Origin of the sequence: Paenibacillus sp. FSL M8-0334, from assembly GCF_038000405.1 — a bacterium.
Classification (GTDB): Bacteria; Bacillota; Bacilli; order Paenibacillales; family Paenibacillaceae; genus Paenibacillus_AQ; species Paenibacillus_AQ campinasensis.
Window position 1 is genome coordinate 542,044 of sequence record NZ_JBBOCH010000002.1, and the last position, 24,160, is coordinate 566,203.

Sequence of the window (24,160 nt, forward strand, 5' to 3'; positions counted from 1 at the left end):
CGGATGATATAAGAAACGGATAATAGCCAGCACGAAATGAAGTCACCGCAGATCAGCCTAACCTTAAATTTGCAAAATGTCCCTGATAGCGGTTTCGTCTTCGGACTCCCTGGATAAATCAATGAATCGCGATCCAACCTGAACCAGCGGGCGGAAATAGTTGGACGGATTATTCATCACAATCGTTCCCTGTTCGCCTGTTGTGAGCAGCACCTTTTTGCCAATGAAATTCGGCAGCATCTGCTCAATAAACGCATGAGTCGGCTTGGCACTAAGCTTTCCGAAGCTTAGGCGGTGTAATTCACGCAGCGCGGTAAGCATGGACTGTCTTGACTGATAGACCCGTGTGGTCGTCATAGCGCTGTACACGTCGGCAACGGCACAAATTTGCGAGTAAGGGTGGATCTCATCTTCGTACAGGCGCTGGGGATACCCCGAGCCGTCCATGCGCTCATGATGCTGGAGCGCAGCGAGCGCAATGGCTTCGTTATCGGTCGATTCTCTGATCAACTCATAGCCGTAGACCGTATGAAGCTTCACCGTTTCGAATTCTTCCTTTGTCAGCTTGCCGGGCTTCTCCAAGATTTCTTTCGGAATTTTGCATTTGCCGATATCGTGAAGATAACCGGCTTTGCCGATGTCATAGGCTTCCTCTTCGGAGTAGCCGAGCCAGGTGGCAATATAATAGGAGAGCATGCCAACCTGGATGGAATGTCTGTAGGTATAATCATCATCGCTATTAAACATCAGCAGAAGAGAGACGGCATCTTTATGCTTGCTAATGGTATGAGCCAGAGGCCGGAAGGATTCCTCAGCCACGACTTCATCAAAGCTGCCAGTCTGCAGAGCCTCTGAGAACAATGCTTCGCATCCCTCGAATGCCAATTCATATTGAGATGTCACCTTGTCGACCAGATCCTGAGACTCTGATGGAGCTTCATAAGCGATGCTGGATTGTTCCTCCCGCGGTGCAATTTCAATGAAATCGATATTATGCTGTAGCAGCTTCGCTATATCTTGTGTACGAAGGGCGGTTCCTTTTCGTAGAATATGTACACCATGACTGTTGAAAGCATCCTGCTCTATTTGATCGCCTGGTATCAGATCCGAGACATGAACTTTCAAAATGACAGCACCTCTTACCTCATTAAATTAATTGTTAAATCAATGTAATTAAACTCATATTAGCAAGTAAAAGATGGATTTTCAACGTAAAACGTAACCAATTATCTAATTTGATGGGTCCCAAGTCCCTGTTTGCGCACCTTTCCACTCCGAACCGTCGTCCCAGATCTCACGTTTCCATATCGGAACCGTGCGTTTCAGTTCCTCAATAGCGTAGCGGCTGGCCTCATAGCAATCGGCCCGATGTGGCGAAGAAACCGCGATAACTACGCTGATTTCGCCGATGCCAACCGTTCCGATCCGGTGCGAAATGGCACATAAGCTTGGTGGCCACTTCATTGCAATATTTTGACGTATTTTGTCGAGTTCCTTAAGAGCCATCGGAATATAGGCGTCGTATTCCAGCGTCACCGTTCTTCTCTCTCCTGTTAATTCTCGAGTCGTGCCTACAAAAGACAAGGAAGCGCCATGGTCGGGATGCAGCACCTTGGAAAGTGTGTCTTCTACGGAGAGACTTTCGCTGGTAATCAAGCACATGCCATCCTCAGTCGCCATCGTGCTTGCACCAGCGCGATCTCCAAGGCCATCCCCGCCGGATACCGGCGGAATCAGCGCGACTTCATCCCCTTCATGGATCAGAAGGTCCGCCGGGGCATATTCTTGATTGACAGCGACAAAAGAGGCGGCAATCAGGGAGGCGGCGTCAGGATATGCCTCGCTCAGCAGCTGCTTCAGCTCACCGGCGGACACGGGCAATTGCGGGATGTTCATTGTGATCGAGGAGGAACCGATGCGATCGGCCAGTCCTGCGAATAGGAATACATGCAAGGGAGTTGTCATTGTTGTTTCACCTCTGATTTCTTATGGGCTCAATATACCATAATCTCCGTTAAAATGTTATGCTAAAAGGACGAAAAAACGCTGAACGACGATAGAGAGGGGGCCGTCATCTTGCAAGCGGAAAGCGGCAGACAGAAGCTTACGATTCTGCATACGAACGATATCCACAGTCACTTTGAAACGATGAGCAGTGTGGCGGCGATCATTTCCCGGGAAAAAGAGGCAGCCGGACAGGAGCATGTTCTCGTCCTCGATGTTGGCGATCATATGGATCGTGCAGCTGCGGAAACGGAGGGCACGATGGGGCAGGCCAATGTGGATGTGCTTAACCTGACGGGATACGATGCCATCACCATCGGCAACAACGAAGGTCTGACCATTCCTCCGGAAACGCTCGGCACCATTTATGCCGGGCTTCAATGCCCTGTTGTATGCTGCAATATTCTCGAAACGGGGACAGGGACCCCTCCACCTTGGATGAAACCGTATATTCTCCTTGAGAAAGGCGGAATAACGATCGGCATCATTGGCGCCACCGCCGCTTTCTCCGGCTTTTACCAGCTGCTTGGCTGGGATGCCTTGGAGCCAGAGCAGGCCATCGCTGAACAGGTCAGGGAGCTGAGGGACAAGACAGATCTCATTATCGTATTATCTCATTTGGGATTAACCATAGATAAGCGCCTTGCGGAGAATGTGGACGGCATCGATGTAATTCTCGGCGGTCATACCCATCATGTGCTGGAAGAGCCGCTGATCATCGAGCGTACGGCCGTCTGCGCCGCTGGAAAATTCGGAGCCTATGTCGGGAAAATTGTCCTCGAGCGGAAGACACGCTCTGAACCGTTTGGCTGTAAGGAAGGCCGTCTGCTGTCGGTGACCCACGAGCTGCTGGAGCCGGAGGTCGAACATGCCATTATCCGCCATCGCCAGCGGGCTGAGGAGACGCTGTCCGAGACGATCGCTGTCACAGCCCGTGATCTTCCGATCCATTATGAGCGGGAATCTCCGTTTGCGAACCTGCTGGCTCAGGCGGTACGCCGCCATACGGGGGCTCAGCTGTCGGTTGTCAATTCCGGTCAATTGCTCGGTCCCTTGCCCGGAGGGGAGATCAGCACGGGCATGCTGCATGCGCTGTGCCCGTCTCCCATTAACCCGTGCATCATTAAATTGTCAGGCTCCGATCTCGTGCAGGCGCTGGAGGAGAGCTTGCTGGAGGAATTCAGCGGGAAGAAGATTTTCGGATTCGGATTCCGCGGCTACATTTTGGGTGCATTGGCCGTTGACGGCATGGAGATCCGGTATGATGCCAGCGCCGAGCCTTATCGCAAAATCTCGAAAATCACCGTCCAGGGCGAGCCGCTCGACCGGAGCAGGGAATACACGGTAGGCACTCTGGATATGTTCACGTTTAAGGTCGGCTATGAGTCGCTTTCTCATGGCCAGGATACGGTATACATGCTGCCGGAGTTCATCAGGGACCTGCTGCGCGATGAGCTGTCCCGTCCCGGCGCACTGGAGCAAACGCTGATTCCGCGCTGGCTTGATTGATCCTGAAGTGGCAGATGAGCCTATCCGATCCCAAGACTAACTTCCATTGTCCAAGCATACATATAGGAGGACAAAGGTGAAGGAAGGGGATCGATATGGATTTTATAACCTCCATCATTCTAGGGATCGTAGAGGGATTAACGGAGTTTATTCCGGTGTCCTCGACAGGACACATGATATTGACAACGAAGCTGCTCGGATATGACGATCAGACACCGGTCATGAAAACGTTCGAGGTCGTGATACAGCTAGGAGCCATTCTTGCCATTGCGCTCGTCTATTGGCGCCGGATTCTGGATCTGCTCGGCTGGACGCGGGTTGAGCCGCTGTCCAAGCGCTCGCCGAAGAAGAAAAGACTGGATCTGCTGCATGTCTTTCTCGGCATTGCACCCGCGCTTGTTGTAGCATTTTTTGCGAGAGATTTCATCAAAAGCCTGTTTCACGTCCAGACCGTATTATATGCGCTTGTGGCCGGAGGCATTTTTATGATATTTTCCGAATGGTACAATAAACATAAAGCGCAGATCACGGCGCATGAGCTGGATGATCTCAGCTACAAGCAGGCCTTGATGATCGGTCTTTATCAGATTATATCGGTGTTTTGGCCCGGGTTCTCCCGTTCCGGTTCCACGATTGCCGGAGGGATGCTGAGCGGGGTCAGCTACCGGGCATCCGCGGACTTTTCGTTCCTGATCGCAATTCCGATCATGTGCGCGGCATCAGGATATGAGCTTTTGGATTCATACAGGTATTTAAGTTCCGATGTGCTGGGCGTGTTTGCGGTCGGGTTTATCGTTTCTTTTGTTGTGGCCTATTTCGTAGTGCTTGTCTTTATGAGACTGATTCAAAGGATCCGGTTAACTCATTTTGCGATTTACCGATTTGTTCTTGCCGCACTGTTCTGGCTCTTTATTATGCATTAAATCCTGTTCTCCTTCACAGGCAGCAGGATGAGTTTTACCTTACGGAATGCTTCTTCCATTTGGATAAATGGTTTAGGCTCCCATTCATTGAATGACTGCAGAGGAAGTGACGGTTTGCGTCTTATACCTGTTAAATTACTGAGCCCGGGAATGATTCTTGCGAGAAATATATACAACAGTGACGGTTTGGTGCTGCTTGCGGAGGGTGTAAAGCTGTCGGAGGGAATGATTCGCCGCCTGCAAGGGATGGACCTCGGATACGTATACATCAAGGACAAGCTGACGGAGGATATCGTCATCCCTGAGCTGGTCTCGGAAGAGACGCGGCTCAAAGCGATCCGCTCGATCCAGTCCAGCTTCAGAAATCTGGAGAGTCAGAGCCATTTGAAAGGGAGCTTTCTTCATTTGGGAAAAACCTTTGGCGGACTGATGGATTCGATTATGGATGAAATCGCAAGCCATCAAGAATCGATGGTGCTGCTGACCGACATGCATACGAATGATTACAATTTGTACCGCCACTCCTTGAATGTGTGCCTATATACGATGGTGCTCGGCATCTCGTATGGTTACAGCAAGGATGAATTGAAGGTGCTGGGGCTGGGGGCGCTGCTGCATGACATCGGCAAGACGAGAACGCCGCCTGAGCTGCTTAACCGCCCCGGCGCTTTAAGCAAGGAAGAGTTCCGCGAGATCCAGCGGCATACCGAGATCGGCTTTAAAATATTGAAGGATGAACCGAACATTCCTCTCCTGTCGGCCCATTGCGCCCTGCAGCATCATGAGCGGCTGGATGGCAGCGGGTACCCGCGGGGGCTGAAGGGTGACGATATCCATGATTATGCCAAGTGGATCGGCATCGTCGATTCCTATGATGCCATGGTATCCAGGCGGGTATATAAGCCGGCGATGCTTCCACATGAAGCGGTGGAGGTCATGTATACCGGTTCAGGCACGCTCTACGAGCAGCCGTTTCTTGCCTTGTTTCGGGACAGGGTGGCGATCTATCCTGTCGGCCTGACGGTGAGGCTTCACACAGGGGAGACCGGGGTGGTATCCCGGATTCATCCTCATGTTCCTCATCGGCCTGTGGTGCGAATTTTGACGGATTCTGAAGGACAGCCGGTGACTCCGCCATATGAGCTGGACTTGTCGGAAAGTCTGACGAAGATGATCGCCGGTATTGGAGACAACCAGACGCAATCGATATAACTGCAAGGAGGTTAGACCGTGAAGCATAATGGCCGTGACTCAAAGCTCTACGTATGGGGGCGAATGGTGTTCCGCTTTCGCCGAGCCATTGCTGCGGTATGGCTGATTCTGTTTCTGGCGCTGCTTCCGCTCGCGTTCAAGCTGCCTGCATTGCTGCAGCACAACGGTTTTACCTCCGAAAGTTCCCCTTCCCAGATCGCCATTACGAAGCTTGAGGAGGGCCTGGACCTATCCTCGGCCATTCTCGATATCGTCATTGTCAGCAACAATGGCGACAATTTGACGACAGGGACGGCCCAGCGGCGGCTGATGGACGAGCTTGCGCCGTTTGCGTCCAGCTCCTATGTCAGATCCATGTACTGGAATTTGGCGACGCATGATGCCGGAGAGAATCATATCGTTTCAGCGAAAGTATATTTGGATATGGAAGCATCGGAGGCGCTTGCCCAGTACGAGACGATCCGCAGTGCGATTCCGGACATTCCGGGCGCCGATGTCTATGTGACAGGCAGCACCGCGGTGTTTGCGGATATGAACGAGGCGATCAAGAGTGATATTATCCGCGCCGAACTGATCGGCATCCCGGCAGCGCTTATCATCCTGCTGCTGGTGTTCCGGAATGTGACCGCCGCACTCTTGCCGCTCATCGTCGGCGTGACGAGCGTGATTGTGACAATGGGCGCCCTTTATTTCCCGGCCCTGGTGGATGGCACCATCAGCAATTTCCTGCCGAATGTTGTCACCATGCTCGGGCTTGCTGTCGGCATTGATTATGCGCTGCTGGTCGTCAGCCGGTTCCGGGAAGAGATCGACCGCGGAGCTGACCCGGCTCACGCCGTCGGGATCGTCTGTGCCACTGCGGGAAAAGCGGTCATATTTTCCGGAACGGCCGTGCTGATCGGATTTGTGGCCATGGGTTTTATCGACCTGCCGATCTTTCGTTCCTTCAGCATCGGAGGCATTACCGTTGTACTGGTGTCGGTGCTGGCTGCGAATACGCTTCTGCTGGGGCTGCTCGGCATGCTGGGCAGGCGAATCCATGCGCTGCCCGTCCTGCCTGCACGCAAGCGCGGAGCGGGCGCTTCGTCCGGCCTGTGGAATACAATCGCCGGCTTTGTGATGGCGCGTCCTGTAAGTGTATCGATTGCCGTCATCCTGGTGCTGCTGGGGGCCATGCTGCCATTGAAAAATTTGAGCTTGACGATTCCCGATGCCGAGGTGCTGCCACCGGCTTATGAATCCCGTTACGGGCAAGAGCTGCTGATGCAGGCCTATAACAGCCGCGAGCTCGGTCCGATCATGATTGCTGTCGAGCTGCCCGCACCCTATGATGATCCCAGCAGCATCGAGCTGCTGAAGACCTATATGGATGAAGTGAGACAGCTCCCTGACGCAAGACGTGTCGAAAGCTATCTCAGCATCGGGCGCGGGTCGATGGATGAAGTCATGCGTCTCCTTGCGCAGGCGGATATCCGGGAGCAGCTGGAGCAGTACCGGGTGGTGCGCGGCAATATGGCCATTGTGGCGGTCGTTCCGGAGCATGGAGAGCTGCACCCGTCAACGACAGAGCTGGTTGAAGCCCTTCGGGGGATCGAGATGGACGGCTTGTCCACCTACGTTACCGGTAATCCCGCTTATAAATACGATATCATACAAACGATCAGCCGTGATTCGCTAGCCGTGCTGGTATTCGTGTTTCTGGCTACCTATATCATATTGTGTGTTGCTTTCCGGTCCATTCTCCTTCCGCTCAAAGCGAGCTTGATGAACGTGCTTAGTCTGGGCGCAGGCCTGGGCGTGGTCGCCTGGGTATTTCAGGAGGGCGTTGGCGCTGAGTGGCTGGGGGTAACGTATACCGGATCGCTGTTTGCGCTGCTGCCGATTCTTATCTTCTGCGTGGTATTCGGGATCTCGATGGATTATGAGGTGATGCTGCTGTCGCGGATCATGGAAAGCTATGAGCGGACCGGGGACAATGACCGGAGCACGATTGAAGGCCTGGAGAACACCGGCGGGTTGATTACGGGAGCAGCGCTCATTCTGTCCGTGGTCGTCGGCGCCTTCCTGTTCACAGACAACGAGGTCATGAAAGCGATCGGACTCGGCTTGACGGCCGCTGTCCTGCTCGACGCTACTTTGATTCGGATTTTGCTCGTTCCGGCCTTTATGAAGCTGTTGGGCCGGGCCAACTGGTGGAGCCCCGGATGGATGTTTGCTTCCCGGAAGCGAGCGAAGTCATCGCTCGGCCCATCGATGCCGGACCAAGACAGCCGGGATCTGGATCGAAAAACATGATCGAAGTGGCAGTACGGCTTCAACCGGGTATGTTATAATCATACGATGGATATGATCAAACCGTAGGCGCAAATATCATTTGTGCTGATTGAAATCGGTAATTCAAAGAAATAAGGTGAAAATACATGAGTTATACGGCACGTCCTGTACAGCCCAGCCTCATCCCGCTCTCTCCGAGCTACGATCCCTGGGATCCAATCACTTCACTGCGCGAGCATGGCAGACATGTGCTGACAAGCGTGGAGATGACGGTGACCCATCTGTGCAATATGCGCTGCGAGCATTGTGCGGTGGGCGATATGCTCGTCATGAAGGAGGCGCCGATGCTTCCGCTGGATATGATGCTGAAGCGGCTGGATGAAGTGGAGCATTTGCAGACGATCAGTCTGACCGGCGGGGAACCAGCGTTTCTGGGAAAAACGGTGGACAACGTCATCGTGCCCCTGCTTAAATATGCCCGGGAGCGTGGGATCCGGACCCAGATCAACTCCAATCTGACGCTCGATCTGGGAAGATACGAGAAGATGCTGCCCTATCTTGATGTGATGCATATATCATTCAACTATTTAAACGGGGACGATTTCTATGAAGTGGGCTTCAAGAACAGCCCGCACCCCGTTCCGAAAGAGGCAGCCTACCGTCTGTATGAGACGATGATCCGCAATGCGGAACAACTGAGTGCGGCCGGGATGTTTATTTCCGCCGAATCCATGATCAATTACCGCACCCATACGAAGCTGGATGGCATCCACCGCCTCATCCACCAAATGGGCTGCAAGCGCCATGAGGTGCATCCGATGTATGCTTCGAACTTTGCATCCACGCTGCCGGTGCTGCCGCTGGCTGATATGAAAGCGGCGATCCATCGTTTGCTGGATGCCCGCAATCCGGACATATGGATGCTGTTCGGCACGCTCCCGTTCTTTGCCTGCAGCTCGGATGACAGCGACCTGGATCTGATCCGCCGCTTGTGGAAAGAGCCCAATGTGACCGTCCGTAACGATCCTGACGGCCGCAACCGGGTCAATGTGAATCTGTTCTCCGGGGACGTGTATGTGACGGATTTTGCAGACATTCCTCCATTTGGTAATATTAAAGAACAGAGGCTGGATGACATCTTTGCCTCGTGGTTAACCGGCCATCCGCTGAACCAGACGGTCAACTGCCATTGCGATGCGGCGAATTGCTGCGGACCTAATCTGCTGGTAGCGGATATGTATTATCAGGGCGTAGACTTTAAATCGAGGACAGCGATGACGAACTAGAATCCGGAAAGAAGGCGTACCACCATGGAATTTGAGGTCGGGAAACTGATTTTGAATTTATTCTTGGTATTTATGCTTGTCCTGTTGAATGGCGTATTTGTGGCTGCTGAGTTTTCGCTGGTCAAGCTGCGTCAATCCCGATTGACCCAGCTTGTGAGCGAGGGCAACCTGCTGGCGGGCTTCGCTCTTAAAGTGAACCGCAAGCTGGATGCCTATTTGTCGGCAACGCAGCTCGGGATTACGCTCACCTCGCTCGGGCTTGGCTGGATCGGGGAGCCGGCGATTTCCCGACTGCTGATCGCACCGCTCATGCACAGCATGGGTTACACTGACGGGCGGCTCATTACAACGATTTCCGTTGTGGTCGGCTTCTGTATCATTACCTTCCTGCATATTGTGTTAGGAGAGCTTGCTCCCAAGTCGCTGGCCATTCAGAGAACGGAGCGAACAGCCCTTCTGCTGTCGGCTCCGCTCCTATGGTTCTATCGTTTGTTTCTTCCGGTCATCTGGCTGCTCAACGTATCGGCCAACGGGGTGCTGCGACTGCTGCGCGTAAGGCCGGTATCGGAAGCCGAGGGTGCGCATTCCGAGGAAGAAATCCGAATCTTGATGAGCGAGAGCGCGAAGAGCGGGGTGATTGATCAGAACGAAATGAAGCTGATGGACAACCTGTTTGATTTTGCCGATCTGCGCGCAAGGGAGATTATGCTTCCCCGGACGGATGTAGACTGTCTGTTCACGAATGATTCCGTGGAGGAGAATCTACGCATCATCAGCAAGACGAAGCATTCCCGTTATCCCGTTGCTACGGACAATAAGGACCGGATTATCGGATTTGTGCACATCACTGATTTCCTGCTTGCTTCGCCAGAGAAGCAAGGGGATCTAGCCTCGATTGTCAGGCCGATTCTGGACGTGCCGGGGACGATGGAGATCAGCCAGGTGCTTCGGTTGATGCAGGACCGGCATGAACAGATGGCCCTTGTGGTGGACGAATACGGAGGAACCGCAGGCATTCTGACCGTCGAGAAGATCGTTGAGGAGATTGTCGGGGATCTTCATGATGAGTTTGAAGACGAACGGCCAGAGATCGAAATCTATGACGACTATTATTCTGTCAACGGCCGGATGCTGATTGAAGAAGTGAACGATTTGACCGGTGTGGTCATCGAGGAAGAGACCGTGGACTCCATCGGAGGATGGCTGTTCAGAGAGCTTGAAGGCAAGCCGGTTATCGGAAGACAGCTCACCTATAACGGAACGACTTTTGAGGTTGAGGAAGCTACAGACCTTAGGGTAATCCGCGTCATGATTCACCGTAAGCCGCAAGAAAGCTTGGAGTAGGATATGAACCGGAACACACGATGAGGTGGGGAGTAGCGCTATGTCCATTAAACAGCTGATTTTTATCGGCCTGGGTCTCTTTTTGTTATACATGATGTTTACGGTAGGAGCCCCGTTTCTGCTGGCGATTGTCATTGCCATATCGCTGGAGCCTTTGAATCGGCTCATGATCCGGAACATGAAGATCAACCGGATCGGTGCGGTGACGATCACCAGCACCCTTTTCCTGCTGCTATTGCTGCTCCTGGTCTATGTGATCGGCCTGCAGGTGTTCAGCCAGCTTGTCGAGTACTGGAGCCGTGCGCCGATTTATTTCGAAGGCGCGAATGAAATTTTGCAGGAAACCATTCTGCAGGCGCAGGACGTGCTAAACGGCATTTCTCCCGGACTGGCGGACAGCCTGACCGAGTTTATGTCGAATATCTCTTCCTACATTCAGTCCATTGTCAATTCCGTATCCTCGGCTGTGCTCTCGTTTGCCAAGACGCTGCCGAATCTGTTTGTCAGCTCGATCGTATTTTTTGTAGCGGTGTACCTGTTCGGATTCAGTATGAATACGATGCAGGAAAGCGTCTTGTCCCTGTTTGACGAATCATCGCAGTCGCAGGTAACCGAAGTGCTGGGCAGCCTGAAAAAGTCGATCTTTGGCTTTCTCCGTGCCCAGCTGATTCTGAGCATGTTCACCTATGTCGTGACACTGCTTGGACTCCTCATTCTCGGCGTCAACTATCCGATGGCCATTGCGCTGCTTGTGACGGTCGTTGATATACTCCCGATTCTGGGCGTAGGTTCGGTACTGGTGCCGTGGGCGATCTATCTGCTGTTTGCGGGCGATGTGTTTACCGGGGTCGGATTGATTATGCTGTTTATTGTGATCACAATTATACGACGCGTGCTGGAGCCGAAGGTGATCGGCGATGCGGTGGGCATCGGGGCCCTTCCTGCACTGATCAGCATGTATGTCGGCTTCAAGCTGATCGGGGTGATCGGATTTTTTGTCGGACCGGTGGTTATCATTATTTATTCCGCCATGCGTAAGGCGGGCCTGTTCCAGATCAAAATCAAATTTTAGGACGAAAGTGCCAAGCCTCTTCCCGGCGAAACGCCGGAGAAGAGGTTTTTTTTGTCAATTTCCAGTTCATTTTCTGGGCGAACGACATATGTTAATTACGAAGAGTCGAAAGGATCAGGTTCCCTAGCGAATGATAAACCGATAAAGGAGGAATCTCTCTTGAAGCAGAATCCAGAGGAGCGGGCGTACCCGTTGTTTCACTCACCGTTCGATCCCTGCCCTCCGAAGCATTATAAAACATATGTTGTGCCCGTAAACCAGTATGTGGTGTTCCAGCCCGCTGGTTTGCCGCAGTTCAGCCCCGCGGAAGCCTTGAAGCACGGGACACTGTGGCCGTCCTTATACAGTCCGTACACGTCCAGAAAATTCAAAGGGGAGTGATCGTCCATGACGGATGCAGCGCCTAAGGTGGGCGACCGCCAATACTATGAGCTGCTGGAGCAGCTGCAGGCCCTCGATTTTGTACTGGTGGAACTGAATCTCTATCTCGATACCCATCCGGATGATTTGAAAAGCATTGAACAGTTTAACAAGGTCACGCAGGAGCGGACGATTCTTGCCAAGCAGTTTCAGGAAATGTACGGCCCGCTGCAAAACTTTGGCCGCGCCTATTCGAAATATCCGTTTGAATGGTCACAAGGCCCTTGGCCATGGCAAGTGTGAGCACAGTTCGGGCCCCCGGGCCGAGCCGGAGAAGCCCTGGCGGCCCCCGAACAGGCCAAGGAAGCGGGGAATTTATAAAGGAGGCGGTACAATCCGATGTGGGTCTATGAGAAAAAACTGCAATATCCGGTGCGAGTTAGCAAGTGTGATCCCCGAATGGCAAAGTTTCTGATCGAGCAATATGGCGGTGCGGATGGGGAGCTGGCAGCCGCTCTCCGTTATCTGAATCAGAGATATACGATTCCTGACAAGGTGATCGGTCTCCTCAATGATATCGGCACCGAGGAATTTGCCCATCTTGAGATGATTGCCGCCATGGTGTTCAAGCTTACGAAGGATGCAAGTGTCGAGGAGCTGGAAGCAGCCGGCCTTGGCGCCCATTATGCGAACCATGACAACGCATTGTTCTACGAGAACGCTTCAGGTGTGCCGTGGACGGCAGCCTATATTCAGGCCAAGGGCGATCCGATCGCCGATCTGTATGAGGACATTGCCGCGGAAGAGAAGGCGCGGGCTACATATCAATGGCTGATCGACATGACCGATGATGTGGACCTGCAGGATAGTTTGAAATTTTTACGCGAGCGTGAAATCATTCACTCGATCCGCTTCCGGGAAGCGGTGGAGATCATTAAAGAGGATCGGGAGCATAAGAAAATATTCTAATCACATGGATGAATGGCATAGCGGTTATCTCTCCTTAAAGGGTCCTGTGCCGAGCACAAGCAGGGCTGCCTATTTGGTCAGGTTAATGACCTTTGAGGCGCCCTGTTCCCGTTTTGCGTAAACGGAAGGGAGTGTATTTTCTAAACCACTAAACTTGAAGAAATGGTGAACCGATATATTGTAAAGACAACCTCTTCATGAAGAACAGCCATGCAGCTAAGCAGCTAAATTCCCATGCAGGAGGATAGACGGTTGATCAGCGAATATCGAACATACAGGAGTAGGGAAGAAACTCTACCCAGAGGCACCAAATTACATAACACCTATCAGATCCGAACGGTTCTGTCCAGCAGTGCGCTCTCTGCCGTATATTTGGCACGTAAGATCGACACCCGGGAGAAAGTGATCGTGAAAGAGCTATTCCCGACTTCCCTGGCTGCACGAGGACAAGACCGAAAAACAGTTGTCTGCCGTCAGCGGACGCTTGCGCACAAGCTCGATGAATTCAGGGAGCAGTTCCTGCAGGAAGCCTTCATTCTGGAGGGGCTGGATCATCCGGGGATCGTTCGATACCTTGACCATTTCGAGGAGCGAGGCACGGCCTATCTCGTCATGGAGTTCTGCGAAGGAACCACGCTGGCGCAAATTCTGGAACAGCGGGAAGCAGATCTGCAGCTGATGTATGATACGCTTCTGCCGGTCATGAATGCGCTGGCATATCTTCATGCACACGGCATCATCCATAGGGATATCAAGCCCTCCAACATGATGATTAGCTCCCAGGGGGAAGTGAAGCTGATTGACTTCGGATCTGCTGTACAGTATACACAGGAGGAGTACCCGATCTTTACCACATCCGGTTATTCCCCCTTGGAATTCTATTCGAAGAAGTCACAGCAGGGACCCGCGTCGGATATATACAGTCTGGCAGCGGTGATGTACCGCTGCTGTACCGGCGAGACGCCACCGGATGTAAGACAAAGGCTGTTTGAAGACCGTCTGCGTTTTGAACCCGTGGGTCACGGGGTTTCAGCGCTGCTATCAACCGCGATTCGTCGTGGCTTGGCTCTCCGTCCCCAACAGCGCAGAATATCGCTCGGGTGGCTCAAAGCGGCACTGCGGACGGAGTATTTAATGAACAAAAGGAAGCTTCGGCGAAGTTCGGCGCGTTAGCGCTATCCGCCAAAGCTTCCTTTTGTTATCAGAAGCAGATAATGCCGATTACGAGGATATTTTCACAGTCAGGTGGTCGGTATAGATATTGGTATTGGGTTTAATAGCCTTATACCGCAGCTCGATCTCGGTTATACCGTCCTCGAAGGTGACATATAACTTCTCGTTGAAGTCGAGGGCAGCCTTCTTGCCCGCTGGAACAGGCATTTTGCCGATTTGAACCGCGCATCGTGTACTATGCTTGACATAGAGCTTACCCTGTTTGCCTGCACTGAACACGATTCTGGCTGCTTCCGGGAGCGACTCCTGCACTTGAAGGGTACGGAACAGCTCCGCGAGGGTTACAGTGCCTCCTCCAAATGAAGTCAGCGGCCATGATTTGACCGGAATGTCTTCTCCGCTGGCAGTGGCCAAGAACAGGCCCTCCAGTCTGCCGGTGAACTGAGGCTTCGGACGCAGCAGCAGATACAGCAGAGCTGCAGCAGCTAATGCGCAAGCGCCCCCGGCAGCTGTCCACTTCAGTACGGTGTATTTGGAGCTTATCGTTACTAGCAGTGCTGAACTTGCGGATTCACCGGATGGATCTGTAGCCGTAACAATCAGCTCGCCCTTTCCCGTCTTAGGTGCGTGTAGAATCAGCTGCCCGTCTTCTGTGATCTGCGTAGCGGCTAACGGAAAGCTCTCCTGTTGATCAGACAGGGTATAGACAAGCGGATCTCCGTTCATATCCTGAAAATACTCGTTCAGATTCAGCGTAATGTCCCCATCCTCCCGAACGGCGGACAGATTCCAGTCACCTGAGGCGACAGGTGCAATGTTCGTGGCCTGAACAGAGTGAATACTGCCAATTCGGTAGAACCCTGGTCCATCAAGCAGGATTTGCCAAGCGTAGATACCAGTCTCAGGGAAGCTGTATTCAGCCCGGAACACCCCATCTGTATAAGTCATTCCGATACGCTCTGTTCTATCCGGTTCCTCAGGATTGATGACAAGCTCCGCTGTGAGCGGCTTGTACAGCGCCTCGTCCTTCACCGGTTCGCCTTCCTGTCCGATAAGCCTCGCTTCGAACAGATTCTTCTGCCCTTTCAGCACCTCGCTCGTTGAATTGCCGTTACTGTCAGACGAGCTTCCCCCCTCAGCGTTGGCAGCGCCCGGCGTCAAGGTTGACTGAAGATCAATTGCATAGCTCCCAAGCAGACTGATCTTGATCAGGTCTCCCGGCCTTCCCTTTAGTTTCAGTTTAACTTCGCCGGCATCAGGCTGGCCGATCTTCAGAATGGTGTACTTATTAGATTCATATCTTCGAATATTCTGCGAGTCATAATAGATCTGAGCTTCCTTGAGCTTATGCTCGGACAGCAGAATCAGATTGGCTTCCTCCATAGTGGAATCCGGTATGTTCACCACTGCTTCCTGCAATTCTCCGGTAGCGGTAATCGCTGCGGAGGGCATCAGCTTGGAGCGGATCTGATTGGCGAATATCCGATTGAAGATTTCAGGAAGATCGTCGGCGCTGCTCGTAATGTACGAGCTGCCTCCCGTCTCGGCCGCAATATGCTCAAGCTGCTCCCGGTTAACCGTTCCGTCATGATTCAGCCCAATCGTATGGATCGGGAACCCCTCTTCCTGAGCCAGCTGAATAACCTCGGCGACATCATCCTCGGAGTCGGTCTTGGTGCGGCCCGCAGAGGAAGGGCCAAGGTCCGTCTCTCCGTCAGAGAGCAGGATCAAGAATGGCTGTCTGTCCTCCTGAGTTCCATCGGACAACAGCTTAGCCCCTTGTTTGAGCCCTAGGCCGATATCCGTATAGCCAGAAGGTCTAAGCTGCCGGATCTCCTGTTGAATTTGCTGCTTATGAGAGGAGACGGAGACAGAGGTCAGGGGCCTTAAGGCCACAATCCGATGGGAGTAGGCTGCGAACCCGACTCGGGTCTGGCTCGCCTCGCTCATGTCCATGAACATATTGATGACCTCTGCCGCAATGCCTTCCGGATCCGAGTCCGTCATGGAATAGCTCGTATCCAGCACAAACACCGCGTCATAGCCGGGCTTCTTCCCATCTGCGTACGCCTGTGCGGATAGCGGTAACCAAAAATTGTGCGTGGAATAGAAAAACAGGAAAAAAGTCATAAGGAGTATGGTCTTAGTGCCTGCTGATTGATTCATGATTTTCCTCCGTTTTTGTAGATTTTAGCTTGTCGTTAATCTCAATGAGGCCTTGAAATATCTGCAAATAAATGGGGTAGGGATAATTTCGAACAACTTTAAATTAGATCCTATACTTCCAGATATCCCCTAATTTTTAACTCAATACATTTGTATCGACCGCACCCCTCTCCAATTAAATAGAAAATAATGGAATTGAATCAGAAGAATCATAATTATGCATATTTCTCTTCGCATTAATTTCGTTTATGTACATTTTGTATTTCGTAATTACACCTGAAATGTGTGATTTTCGCGAAAAACCCCACAAATTGACATAATTTAAAGCCTTACAGTATGATCACTCACATATTGCTGCAGAAACTCGAACTGCTCAGGGTCAGGATATGAATGAAATTGGAATTTAAAGTAAAAGAAAGGAGATCCGTGCGTCTCTGCAGTTAATGCTTTAGCCAATTTACAACAGGAAGTAGGAAACGGATGAAGTACCGGGCAGATGATGAGCCGGGGCTTACCGCCGATCCAATACAAAACCCAGAGGGAGGAGGAGGCAAGCGGATAAACTGTTCGTCGTTTGCTCGCAAGCGACAGACAAAGTGCGCGAATTGCTTGCCGACCGCAATGGAGATTATCAATCAAACCAACCGTACGATGCTTTTCGAGGAGATCAATCCCGAGAAGCTTGATCTGGTCACAATCGTTGGCGATGTCAAAGGAATTGACAGCCTGAGTGATGAGAAGATCAAGGAGATTAACGAGCACCTCCTGGTGCGCAGCTTCGATGAGTTCCTGGACAAATTCTCACCTACGGTCTATTCCTTTTTCAACGCGGCCAACCAGCGGGTGATGTACACGCTCAAGAAGCCTGAAGGCATACCGGATGACATGATCTCCGAGATCAAGGTGAACCAGCATAACGACTTTCTGAAGATGCTCTTCACCCTGATCGACACAAAACGGAGCCAGGGCATTACGAATGTGGATTTTAAGTTCGAGAATCTGCTCGATATGATCTCACCGAAGAAGGTGATGGACGATATTCGTCAGGTGCGCAAGGAGATTCATTACATGTACAGCCAGTATGAGAAGCTGGACGATGATGATCCGAAGAAGCTGGACATGGGCGACAAGCTGAATGCGATGTTCGAAGAGGCAAGCCAGAACTACAACAATGTAATGGCGATGCTGCCGCTGGCGATCGAGGATATCAAGACCCGTCTTCTTCTTGGGGGAACCAAGGAGGAGAACGAAGGAGAGGCTGTTCAGATCGGCATGCTCACCATTGGTGAGAGCGGCGAACTCAAGATTATCGAAGCTCCCAAGAGCGAAACCAAGGAATTGATGCTGCTGGATGAGAACAGTTCGACCGGACTCACGACCGTCTTCGAGGAGGACTACGACTCGATCAGTGAGAGCCCTTCGGGTTATGTGAGAGACTTAGTCGTCCGCACTTTCGTGCCACTGCCAGCGGTTCAGACTGAGGTGAATGTGGAGCAGGAGGTTCAGAATTATAACACCTATCTGGAGTTCTACAAGAACGCGAAGGATGATTTTGTCAAAACGGTTAAGCCTCTGGTGGAGAAAATTCTCGGGGTCAAAATGTTCTTCGACCAGTATGCGACCAAGAACAAAGGCATGCTGCCGACGATGCTGGTGGCTAATGCCAAGCTGGACATGCTCGTGAAGAGCAGCAACATTCCTCGCCTGGAAACCTTCCTGAACACGGTAAACTCGAAGAATGATTTCACAGATACGATCTGGTTCGGCATCGTACCTTCAGTCGAGCTGGAGACAGCCGGCAATGTTCGAGTATCCCGTCAGCGCTTCAAAGGCAACGAGAAGATTGTGAAGCAGGAAGGATACTCGATGGAGTCGCTCTCGATGCTGCTGCAGGTGGTCAAGGATTACAAGATCCAGGTGTTCTTCAACTTCGAATCAGGAGAAGACACGACCTTCAACAGCATGGCTACCTCTGGCATCGAGAAATATATCGACAAATGTACACCGCTGGTACGGAGGGAATACAGTGAATTCGCTGTTCCATGTGTGCCGAACTTTACGATCATTCCGAAGGAGAAATCGGGCGTCATTATCGACAGCAAAATGCTGCAGACCGAGCACGGCGTCGAATTGTCCAAGGAGAAGGAAGATATTCTGAAGCTGTGGATCGAGGGTGTGTATGTCGGAGCAGCTTATGTGGCGGCCGGTCTGGTAGCTGCCTATCAGTGTCCGGAGTACCTTCGTGAGGCGTTCAAGACTGTGAACAAGGATTATCCGGGCGTTCGCTTCGATATTGAAGCTGGTGATAACAGTCTGCGTACGGTGACCACGATGGCGAAGGAGATTACAGGCTTCACGAACAAGATCAAGGATTCCATCAACAGCAAGAACTTCGGGTTCGTGTTCTCCTCAGAGAACGCCCAGCTGCAGGAGAAGGATATCCGCCGGATTACGGTATACAAAGCCCGGAGCATGGCGCTGTCGGAAGACGGGTTCGATTCCATCTACAAAACGCTGGTCAGTACGTATATCGAGCGCATTCTGCGTTACCAGACCGGAGACTTCAAGCATGAGAATATCGTGCGCTTCTTCAGCAACAATCCGAGCAGCCAGAAGAGCAAATGGCTCGGAAGCCGCGGCTATGTCAACTCCATTATTCAAGACGGAGACGATATGAGCTATGTGATTGATGAGAAGAGCAATATGTGCCATATCGATCTGGTCTTTAACGGCAATGTGAAGAACCTGGAAGTCATGATTACGAAGGGCACCAGCCCGGTTAAGGCGTAATGGAATTATTCAAGAAGGTGTTAAGGGCGTTATCTCACAGATTCGCCTTTATACATAAATTCCGGGGCGGCGAAAGCTCCCCGGAGGCTATTACATTTTATTTCAAGGAGGCAACACACATGGGATTCAGATTGCTGGTAGAAGGACAAGAAACGATTGAACTCGGGATGGACAACATCCAAACGGTTGTATACGACACGGATACTCCTAACGATTCCAATGCCCGCTCCACGGATGTCGGTTCCACACTGCTCATCAAGGGCAAGATCATTACAGCTACAGATGGCGACAGTGCAGACGACACGATGAAGCTGGCGCTCTGGTCGCTCGTTCCGGCAGAGAAGGCGGACTGCTACCGTAAGCTAACACTTGAGGTCATTGCGGCAGACCAGGTCGTTCGCAAGATTCACTTCCCTAATGCATTCGTTGTCGATTATACCGAGAGCTTCGGCGATACCGAAGGCGTCGGTTCATTCACCTTGTTCGTCAAGCAGAAGAAGGATAAGACGGAGCTCGCGAAGATCGACGGCGGGTACGCTGTATAACCCGCTTCGGGTTACACATCAGGTCTGTAACACGAAGGATATGAAGAGGCATTCATGCCTCTTCATATCCTTATCTCATCCGGGAATCGAACCGAAAGGAAGAGGGCAATGACCGATTATTACAAGCTGCTCGATGTCAGCCGCGATGCTTCGGCAGAGGAGATTAGACAGGCATACCGCAAGCTCGCTAAACGTTATCATCCAGATGTGAACCAAGGAAGTGAGGATGCCGCGCACAAGTTCAAGCTGATCCATGAAGCCTATGACACGTTGCGTAGCGAAGCCTCGCGGCAGGCATACGATGACAGGCTGAAGCAAGAGCAGAGAACGGGCAGTCAGGCTGCACAGAAGGGTGGCCCGCAAGCGGATCGACAGGCGCACGCGACCGGAACCGGAGCTTATACGCCGCCGGATGCGGCAAGTGTGGCAGCTGAGTTCGAGCGATTCTTCGGTTACGCTCCGAGAACGGGCAAGAAAGCACAGAAGAAGCCGGGCAAGAAGCCCGAAGGCCCTCTTGATGCCGACAATCTGTTCAGCAATTTCTTCGGTATCCGGAAATAGGCGCCAGAAACATTAACGCAAAGGGGAGCTGGGCGTGGGAAAACCGGTTAAAGTTGCATGGCTGTTCGCCGTGGATCTGTCCATCTGGGTCATTATGATTACCGCCGTAGCGTATGTGCTTCTGTTATCCGAGGATATCCACTGGCAGATAGCGGCCGCTGGAAGTGTGGTCATATGCGCGCTGGTGCATCTGGCATTGGGGGGCAATGGCGGTTCTTCGACAAGAGTGCAGGCAAATGCCGGATTCAGAAAACCCGCAGAGCCGCGCGATATTGTCAAGCTGGTCCAGATCGATGAAGACGGTGAACCGGTGAAGGAATGGTACATCATGGGACAGACATCACTTCTGATCGGGAAGAGTAATCCGATGCAGGAGGTCGAGATTGACCTGGCTGATAGCGAATACGCTTCCTTGATCAGCAGTGTGCACGCGGTCCTAAATCGAGTGAATCAGGAATGGTTCATTGAGGACAATGATTCCGCAAGCGGCACAGGTGTCAGAGCCGCAAGCAGAAGCACGGCAATGAAGCTGCAGAGCGGTGAGCCCTGCAGGATTAACTCGGGGGATTTGCTGTACATAGCCAACACCAGATTGCTGGTCAAATAAGAACTGATATCAAGAAGACGGGGGAAGGAAACAGACGATGAGTTTGACAAGATGTCCGAACGGTCACATGTTCAGTACACGTAAGCACGGCAATACCTGTCCATATTGCAACTCAGCGGTACATACGGAGACACCATCAGGCCGTCCGGCTGTACAGCAGCAGACAGAAGACGACAAGACGATGCCGTATCTGGGCGAGACGACAGGAATACATCCGGTTACCGGCTGGCTGGTATGCATTGAAGGTGCGCAGGTAGGCCAGGATTACCGGATTATGGCAGAGAAGAACTTCATTGGCCGGGCGGAGGAGATGCAGATTCGGATTCTCGGGGATAACACCGTATCCCGCAGAAATCACGCAGTTGTGGTGTACGACCCGAAGAAGCGGAACTTCTTCCTGCTGCCAGGGGACGCATCCGGTCTTGCATATCACAACAATGAGGCGGTATATTCACCGGTTGAGCTGAACGCCTACGATATGATTCAGCTCGGGCGAAGCAAATTCATATTCATTCCTTTGTGCGGACCGCATTTCGAATGGGATAACAACAATTAGTCGATTCAGGCTGGGTAGAGGTGAAGAGAAGTGCCCGAAGCAAGTGCAATTCAGCCCCATTATGTATTCATCACGGGGGTCTGCTTGGTTACCCTGCTGTTCATCATCCGCATCAGATTGATGAGGACGGCGAAGGTCCGCAAGATCAATATTCCGGAAGAGCGCGTTCAAGTCGGCAATGGTCAGACGATCGGAACCCGGGACGAGCAGGATGATTACTTCGCTAGTGTTACGACGTCCTTGGGCACATTGTCTGTTGTTGCGGACGGGATCAGCGGACTGCGCAACGGACGAATGTCCAGCATGATGGCGGTCAACACCTTCGTACAGGAGTTCGGCAAACTGGACAGGCAGGATGAGATTGCCGAATATTTTGCCGAGACAGCGGTCAAGAGCAACCGTCTCATTCTGCAGCATCTGAATGGACAGGGAGGCGGAACTACGCTGGCTGCAGTTGTACTGTCTGAAGGATACATGTACTACGGGGCTGTTGGAGACACCCTGATTACGATCTTCCGCAAGGGGGAATTCATAGCGGTCAATTCCAAGCATACGGCAGAGACGCTGCTTGAGGAGAAGGTGCTTGCCGGGGAGATGACCATGCAGGAGGCGGCAGCCAGTCCAGTCCGTCATCAGTTGACCAATTATTTGGGTTATGAAGGCTTTGAACAGATGGAGATTGCAGATGCTCCATACAGACTTTATCCAGGTGATCTTGTACTGCTGTGTAGTGATGGCATCTATGAAGCGCTGACCGAGATCGAGCTGGAGAGTATCTTAAAGAAGCATGACCATCCGCAGGATATGGCAGATGCAATGATTGAGAAAATCGGGGCCAAAGGGCTGCGGAATCAGGATAATGCCACTGTGGTGATCCTGCAGGAGATGCAGTAACAACCGAAGCAGCAGGCTTACAGGCAGAGAAGGGAATGACGGAGGTATACATGCGCAAGGAAAACAGCGAGTTCGAGACAGGCTTTGTATCGGAAGCAGGCTCATTCATCGACAACCGGGATTATTTTGCCTACATAGAGACCGAGGATCTGGCCTGTTATGTGCTTGCCGACGGGCTTGATACGGTGACAGATATGAACAGCGCCGAGATGGCGGTGAAGGCCGTGCTGGAGAACTTCATGGAGAAGCCGTCGATGTCCAGAAGGCGGCTTATGCGCGGCCTGCGTGACGCTCATGAATGGCTGCAGTTCGAGAGTCGGCGGGTCCGGCTGAAGGCTAGTCTCCTGGTGATTGTCACGGATTACACGCGTATGGTATACGCTTCTGTCGGCAATGTCCGCCTGTATCATTTCCGCGGTGGAAGACTGAATTTCCGCAGCAGGGACCACAGTCTGGCCCAATCGCTCGTAGACGACGGACGTATTCCGGAGGATGCTGCACACCTTCATGAGGAACGCGGCAACTTGCTTGAGTATCTGGGCAAACCGGGCAAGCTTCAAGCTTATGTTTCCAAGAAGACGATGCTTGCTGACGGAGATGTGCTGCTGATGGTTACACCTGGCATGTGGGAAGAGGTCGAACTGGCCGAGATGTTGGGTGCGCTCGAAGAGTCGAAAGATCCGGTCATACTGACAGACACGCTGGAAGAGGTGCTGCTCAGCCGGCAGCGCCGAATTATACCGAATTACACGGCGGCAGCCATAAGTGTCAAGAAGATCTATCAGGAGAAGCCAAAGAACCGTGCCAAGCTCATCAAGCGAATTCTTATCGCGCTTATTGTCATGCTTCTGATCGGGGGCGGAACCTGGATTACCCTGGCAAGATCGGCTGAAAAGAAGGCCCAAGCGGTGCAAGAGATCATGGAATCAGGGAGCCTCGGAGACGAATACGCGAGACTCGGGGATTTCCAGAAGGCGATCTCTCCTTACAGTGAGGCCAAAAATGCCGCGACTCGCATCAAGGATCTGGTCAACCGAAAACTGTATTTGAACAAGCAGGCCTTGTCACAAGCGATTGTCGATGGGGATGGTTACGTGGATGAAGGGGATTTCGAGAATGCGAAGATTAGCTACGAGAAGGCGCTGAGCCTCGCCAAGACCTACCTCTCTTCCAGTGTCGATACCATTGAGAAGAGGATCCAGGATCTGGACGGTTATGAGGCGATCCGCAAGCAGATTACCGAAGCAGACGTGAAGTTCCGGGCGGGAGATTACACGGATGCCTTGAAGCTGTATGAGCAGGCGTACAAGAAGGCGACAGAGGGTGGATATGATCGCGTTATCCAGGAGATCAGTGGAAAGCAAAGCGATACCCAGGACAAATTAACCGCGATTGAGCATGAATTGCAGGGAATCCGGGCCGGCAAGCTGGCAGCTCGCGGCGAGCGGCTGCTGCAGTCCGAAGAATACAGCGGCGCCATCGACGCCTATGCTGAGGCGCAGCAGATCTATCAGGAGATCGGCAAGCTGGAGAGTGTCCTGTCTATGGAGCGCGCCATCACCAAGGTGGAGGACAAGCAGCGTTCGAAGCAGGATGAAGAGAGAGCTGCGCTGGCTCAGCAGCAGGAAGCCAGTGATCTGGGAGCAATCCAACAAGGGCCAGCCGGTCAAGCCGGGTCTCAGCAGGCTGCGGCCGATCAAGCTGCGGCACAGCAAGCGGCCATTGAACAGGCAGCCCGGATGGCAGCTGAAGCCGCTATCCGGGAGCAGACCAAACAGACGGAACAGAATAAGCAGACCGAACAGACCGAGCAGAAGAAGCAGACTAAAGAGCCAGCAGAGAACGGAAGCGAAGACAATTCAGATGGCAATGAAGCCGAGGCTTCAGATTCGGAAAGTCAGGAATAGGGGAAGGG

The 24,160-nt window shown here is 52.3% G+C and carries 21 protein-coding genes; 18 read left to right on the top strand and 3 right to left on the bottom strand.

Translation table 11 applies throughout. The features are described 5' to 3' along the window. Positions 1–63: 63 nt before the first annotated feature. Positions 64–1,125 (bottom strand): HD-GYP domain-containing protein, encoded by a 1,062-nt coding sequence (locus tag MKX64_RS16650; RefSeq protein WP_095267242.1) that lies wholly within the window; start codon positions 1,123–1,125, stop codon positions 64–66. A gap of 105 nt (positions 1,126–1,230) precedes the next feature. Next, on the bottom strand, positions 1,231–1,965 hold the full coding sequence (gene moaD, locus MKX64_RS16655; RefSeq protein ID WP_095267243.1) for a molybdopterin converting factor subunit 1: 735 nt from the start codon (positions 1,963–1,965) through the stop codon (positions 1,231–1,233). 111 nt (positions 1,966–2,076) lie between these two features. Between moaD and MKX64_RS16660 the strand changes: the two genes are divergently transcribed. From MKX64_RS16660 to MKX64_RS16710, 11 genes are all read left to right on the top strand, one after another. Next, entirely contained in the window at positions 2,077–3,513 is a 1,437-nt protein-coding gene (locus MKX64_RS16660; RefSeq protein WP_341036683.1) for a bifunctional metallophosphatase/5'-nucleotidase, read from the top strand. 95 nt (positions 3,514–3,608) lie between these two features. After that, entirely contained in the window at positions 3,609–4,436 is an 828-nt protein-coding gene (locus MKX64_RS16665) for an undecaprenyl-diphosphate phosphatase (protein ID WP_095267245.1), read from the top strand. A 114-nt stretch (positions 4,437–4,550) separates the two neighbouring features. Next, complete coding sequence (locus tag MKX64_RS16670) at positions 4,551–5,648, top strand: HD-GYP domain-containing protein (RefSeq protein ID WP_095267246.1); 1,098 nt, start codon at positions 4,551–4,553, stop codon at positions 5,646–5,648. Between the two features lie 18 nt (positions 5,649–5,666). Next, the gene (locus MKX64_RS16675; RefSeq protein ID WP_341036684.1) at positions 5,667–7,943 is read left to right on the top strand and encodes an MMPL family transporter; all 2,277 of its coding nucleotides are present in this window, start codon (positions 5,667–5,669) and stop codon (positions 7,941–7,943) included. A 125-nt stretch (positions 7,944–8,068) separates the two neighbouring features. After that, on the top strand, positions 8,069–9,208 hold the full coding sequence (yfkAB, locus tag MKX64_RS16680; protein ID WP_341036685.1) for a radical SAM/CxCxxxxC motif protein YfkAB: 1,140 nt from the start codon (positions 8,069–8,071) through the stop codon (positions 9,206–9,208). Positions 9,209–9,232: 24 nt separating this feature from the next. Further along, positions 9,233–10,552 (top strand): hemolysin family protein, encoded by a 1,320-nt coding sequence (locus tag MKX64_RS16685; RefSeq protein WP_341036687.1) that lies wholly within the window; start codon positions 9,233–9,235, stop codon positions 10,550–10,552. 40 nt (positions 10,553–10,592) lie between these two features. Then, positions 10,593–11,624, top strand: coding sequence for a sporulation integral membrane protein YtvI (gene ytvI / locus MKX64_RS16690; RefSeq protein WP_095267250.1), 1,032 nt, complete (start codon positions 10,593–10,595; stop codon positions 11,622–11,624). Between the two features lie 159 nt (positions 11,625–11,783). Further along, a complete protein-coding gene (locus tag MKX64_RS16695) occupies positions 11,784–12,005 on the top strand; it encodes a spore coat associated protein CotJA (protein WP_095267251.1) in 222 nt (73 codons plus the stop codon). A gap of 6 nt (positions 12,006–12,011) precedes the next feature. Further along, entirely contained in the window at positions 12,012–12,287 is a 276-nt protein-coding gene (locus MKX64_RS16700) for a spore coat protein CotJB (protein WP_095267252.1), read from the top strand. Positions 12,288–12,383: 96 nt separating this feature from the next. After that, positions 12,384–12,953 carry a manganese catalase family protein gene (locus MKX64_RS16705; RefSeq protein WP_095267253.1) on the top strand — a complete coding sequence of 190 codons (570 nt, stop codon included), beginning with the start codon at positions 12,384–12,386 and terminating at the stop codon, positions 12,951–12,953. Between the two features lie 252 nt (positions 12,954–13,205). Next, positions 13,206–14,126 (top strand): serine/threonine protein kinase, encoded by a 921-nt coding sequence (locus MKX64_RS16710; RefSeq protein WP_341036692.1) that lies wholly within the window; start codon positions 13,206–13,208, stop codon positions 14,124–14,126. A 48-nt stretch (positions 14,127–14,174) separates the two neighbouring features. Here MKX64_RS16710 and MKX64_RS16715 read toward each other — a convergent pair whose 3' ends face one another. Beyond that, a complete protein-coding gene (locus MKX64_RS16715) occupies positions 14,175–16,292 on the bottom strand; it encodes a vWA domain-containing protein (protein ID WP_230875864.1) in 2,118 nt (705 codons plus the stop codon). Positions 16,293–16,913: 621 nt separating this feature from the next. Here MKX64_RS16715 and MKX64_RS16720 point away from each other — a divergent pair. The 7 genes from MKX64_RS16720 to MKX64_RS16750 all read left to right on the top strand — a co-directional run bounded on the left by MKX64_RS16720 (position 16,914) and on the right by MKX64_RS16750 (position 24,152). Continuing rightward, positions 16,914–19,082 (top strand): transcriptional regulator, encoded by a 2,169-nt coding sequence (locus MKX64_RS16720; RefSeq protein WP_095267271.1) that lies wholly within the window; start codon positions 16,914–16,916, stop codon positions 19,080–19,082. Positions 19,083–19,201: 119 nt separating this feature from the next. Next, the gene (locus MKX64_RS16725) at positions 19,202–19,627 is read left to right on the top strand and encodes a membrane-associated protease 1 (protein ID WP_095267255.1); all 426 of its coding nucleotides are present in this window, start codon (positions 19,202–19,204) and stop codon (positions 19,625–19,627) included. A gap of 108 nt (positions 19,628–19,735) precedes the next feature. After that, positions 19,736–20,188 (top strand): J domain-containing protein, encoded by a 453-nt coding sequence (locus MKX64_RS16730; RefSeq protein WP_341036694.1) that lies wholly within the window; start codon positions 19,736–19,738, stop codon positions 20,186–20,188. A 34-nt stretch (positions 20,189–20,222) separates the two neighbouring features. After that, entirely contained in the window at positions 20,223–20,795 is a 573-nt protein-coding gene (locus MKX64_RS16735; protein WP_255223092.1) for an FHA domain-containing protein, read from the top strand. A gap of 37 nt (positions 20,796–20,832) precedes the next feature. Then, on the top strand, positions 20,833–21,351 hold the full coding sequence (locus MKX64_RS16740; protein ID WP_095267257.1) for an FHA domain-containing protein: 519 nt from the start codon (positions 20,833–20,835) through the stop codon (positions 21,349–21,351). A gap of 48 nt (positions 21,352–21,399) precedes the next feature. Continuing rightward, a complete protein-coding gene (locus MKX64_RS16745) occupies positions 21,400–22,245 on the top strand; it encodes a PP2C family protein-serine/threonine phosphatase (protein WP_341037773.1) in 846 nt (281 codons plus the stop codon). A gap of 50 nt (positions 22,246–22,295) precedes the next feature. After that, positions 22,296–24,152, top strand: a complete 1,857-nt coding sequence (locus tag MKX64_RS16750; RefSeq protein WP_141235871.1) for a PP2C family protein-serine/threonine phosphatase — start codon at positions 22,296–22,298, stop codon at positions 24,150–24,152. Positions 24,153–24,160: the final 8 nt, after the last annotated feature.

Bases quoted from the DNA above. Each gene is read 5' to 3' on its own strand.
- yfkAB (WP_341036685.1), top strand. From the start codon at position 8,069: ATGAGTTATACGGCACGTCCTGTACAGCCCAGCCTCATCCCGCTCTCT.
- MKX64_RS16720 (WP_095267271.1), top strand. From the start codon at position 16,914: ATGGAGATTATCAATCAAACCAACCGTACGATGCTTTTCGAGGAGATC.
- MKX64_RS16685 (WP_341036687.1), top strand. From the start codon at position 9,233: ATGGAATTTGAGGTCGGGAAACTGATTTTGAATTTATTCTTGGTATTT.
- MKX64_RS16665 (WP_095267245.1), top strand. From the start codon at position 3,609: ATGGATTTTATAACCTCCATCATTCTAGGGATCGTAGAGGGATTAACG.
- MKX64_RS16700 (WP_095267252.1), top strand. From the start codon at position 12,012: ATGACGGATGCAGCGCCTAAGGTGGGCGACCGCCAATACTATGAGCTG.
- MKX64_RS16705 (WP_095267253.1), top strand. From the start codon at position 12,384: ATGTGGGTCTATGAGAAAAAACTGCAATATCCGGTGCGAGTTAGCAAG.
- MKX64_RS16730 (WP_341036694.1), top strand. From the start codon at position 19,736: ATGACCGATTATTACAAGCTGCTCGATGTCAGCCGCGATGCTTCGGCA.
- moaD (WP_095267243.1), bottom strand. From the start codon at position 1,965: ATGACAACTCCCTTGCATGTATTCCTATTCGCAGGACTGGCCGATCGC.
- MKX64_RS16750 (WP_141235871.1), top strand. From the start codon at position 22,296: ATGCGCAAGGAAAACAGCGAGTTCGAGACAGGCTTTGTATCGGAAGCA.
- ytvI (WP_095267250.1), top strand. From the start codon at position 10,593: ATGTCCATTAAACAGCTGATTTTTATCGGCCTGGGTCTCTTTTTGTTA.
- MKX64_RS16725 (WP_095267255.1), top strand. From the start codon at position 19,202: ATGGGATTCAGATTGCTGGTAGAAGGACAAGAAACGATTGAACTCGGG.
- MKX64_RS16740 (WP_095267257.1), top strand. From the start codon at position 20,833: ATGAGTTTGACAAGATGTCCGAACGGTCACATGTTCAGTACACGTAAG.
- MKX64_RS16715 (WP_230875864.1), bottom strand. From the start codon at position 16,292: ATGAATCAATCAGCAGGCACTAAGACCATACTCCTTATGACTTTTTTC.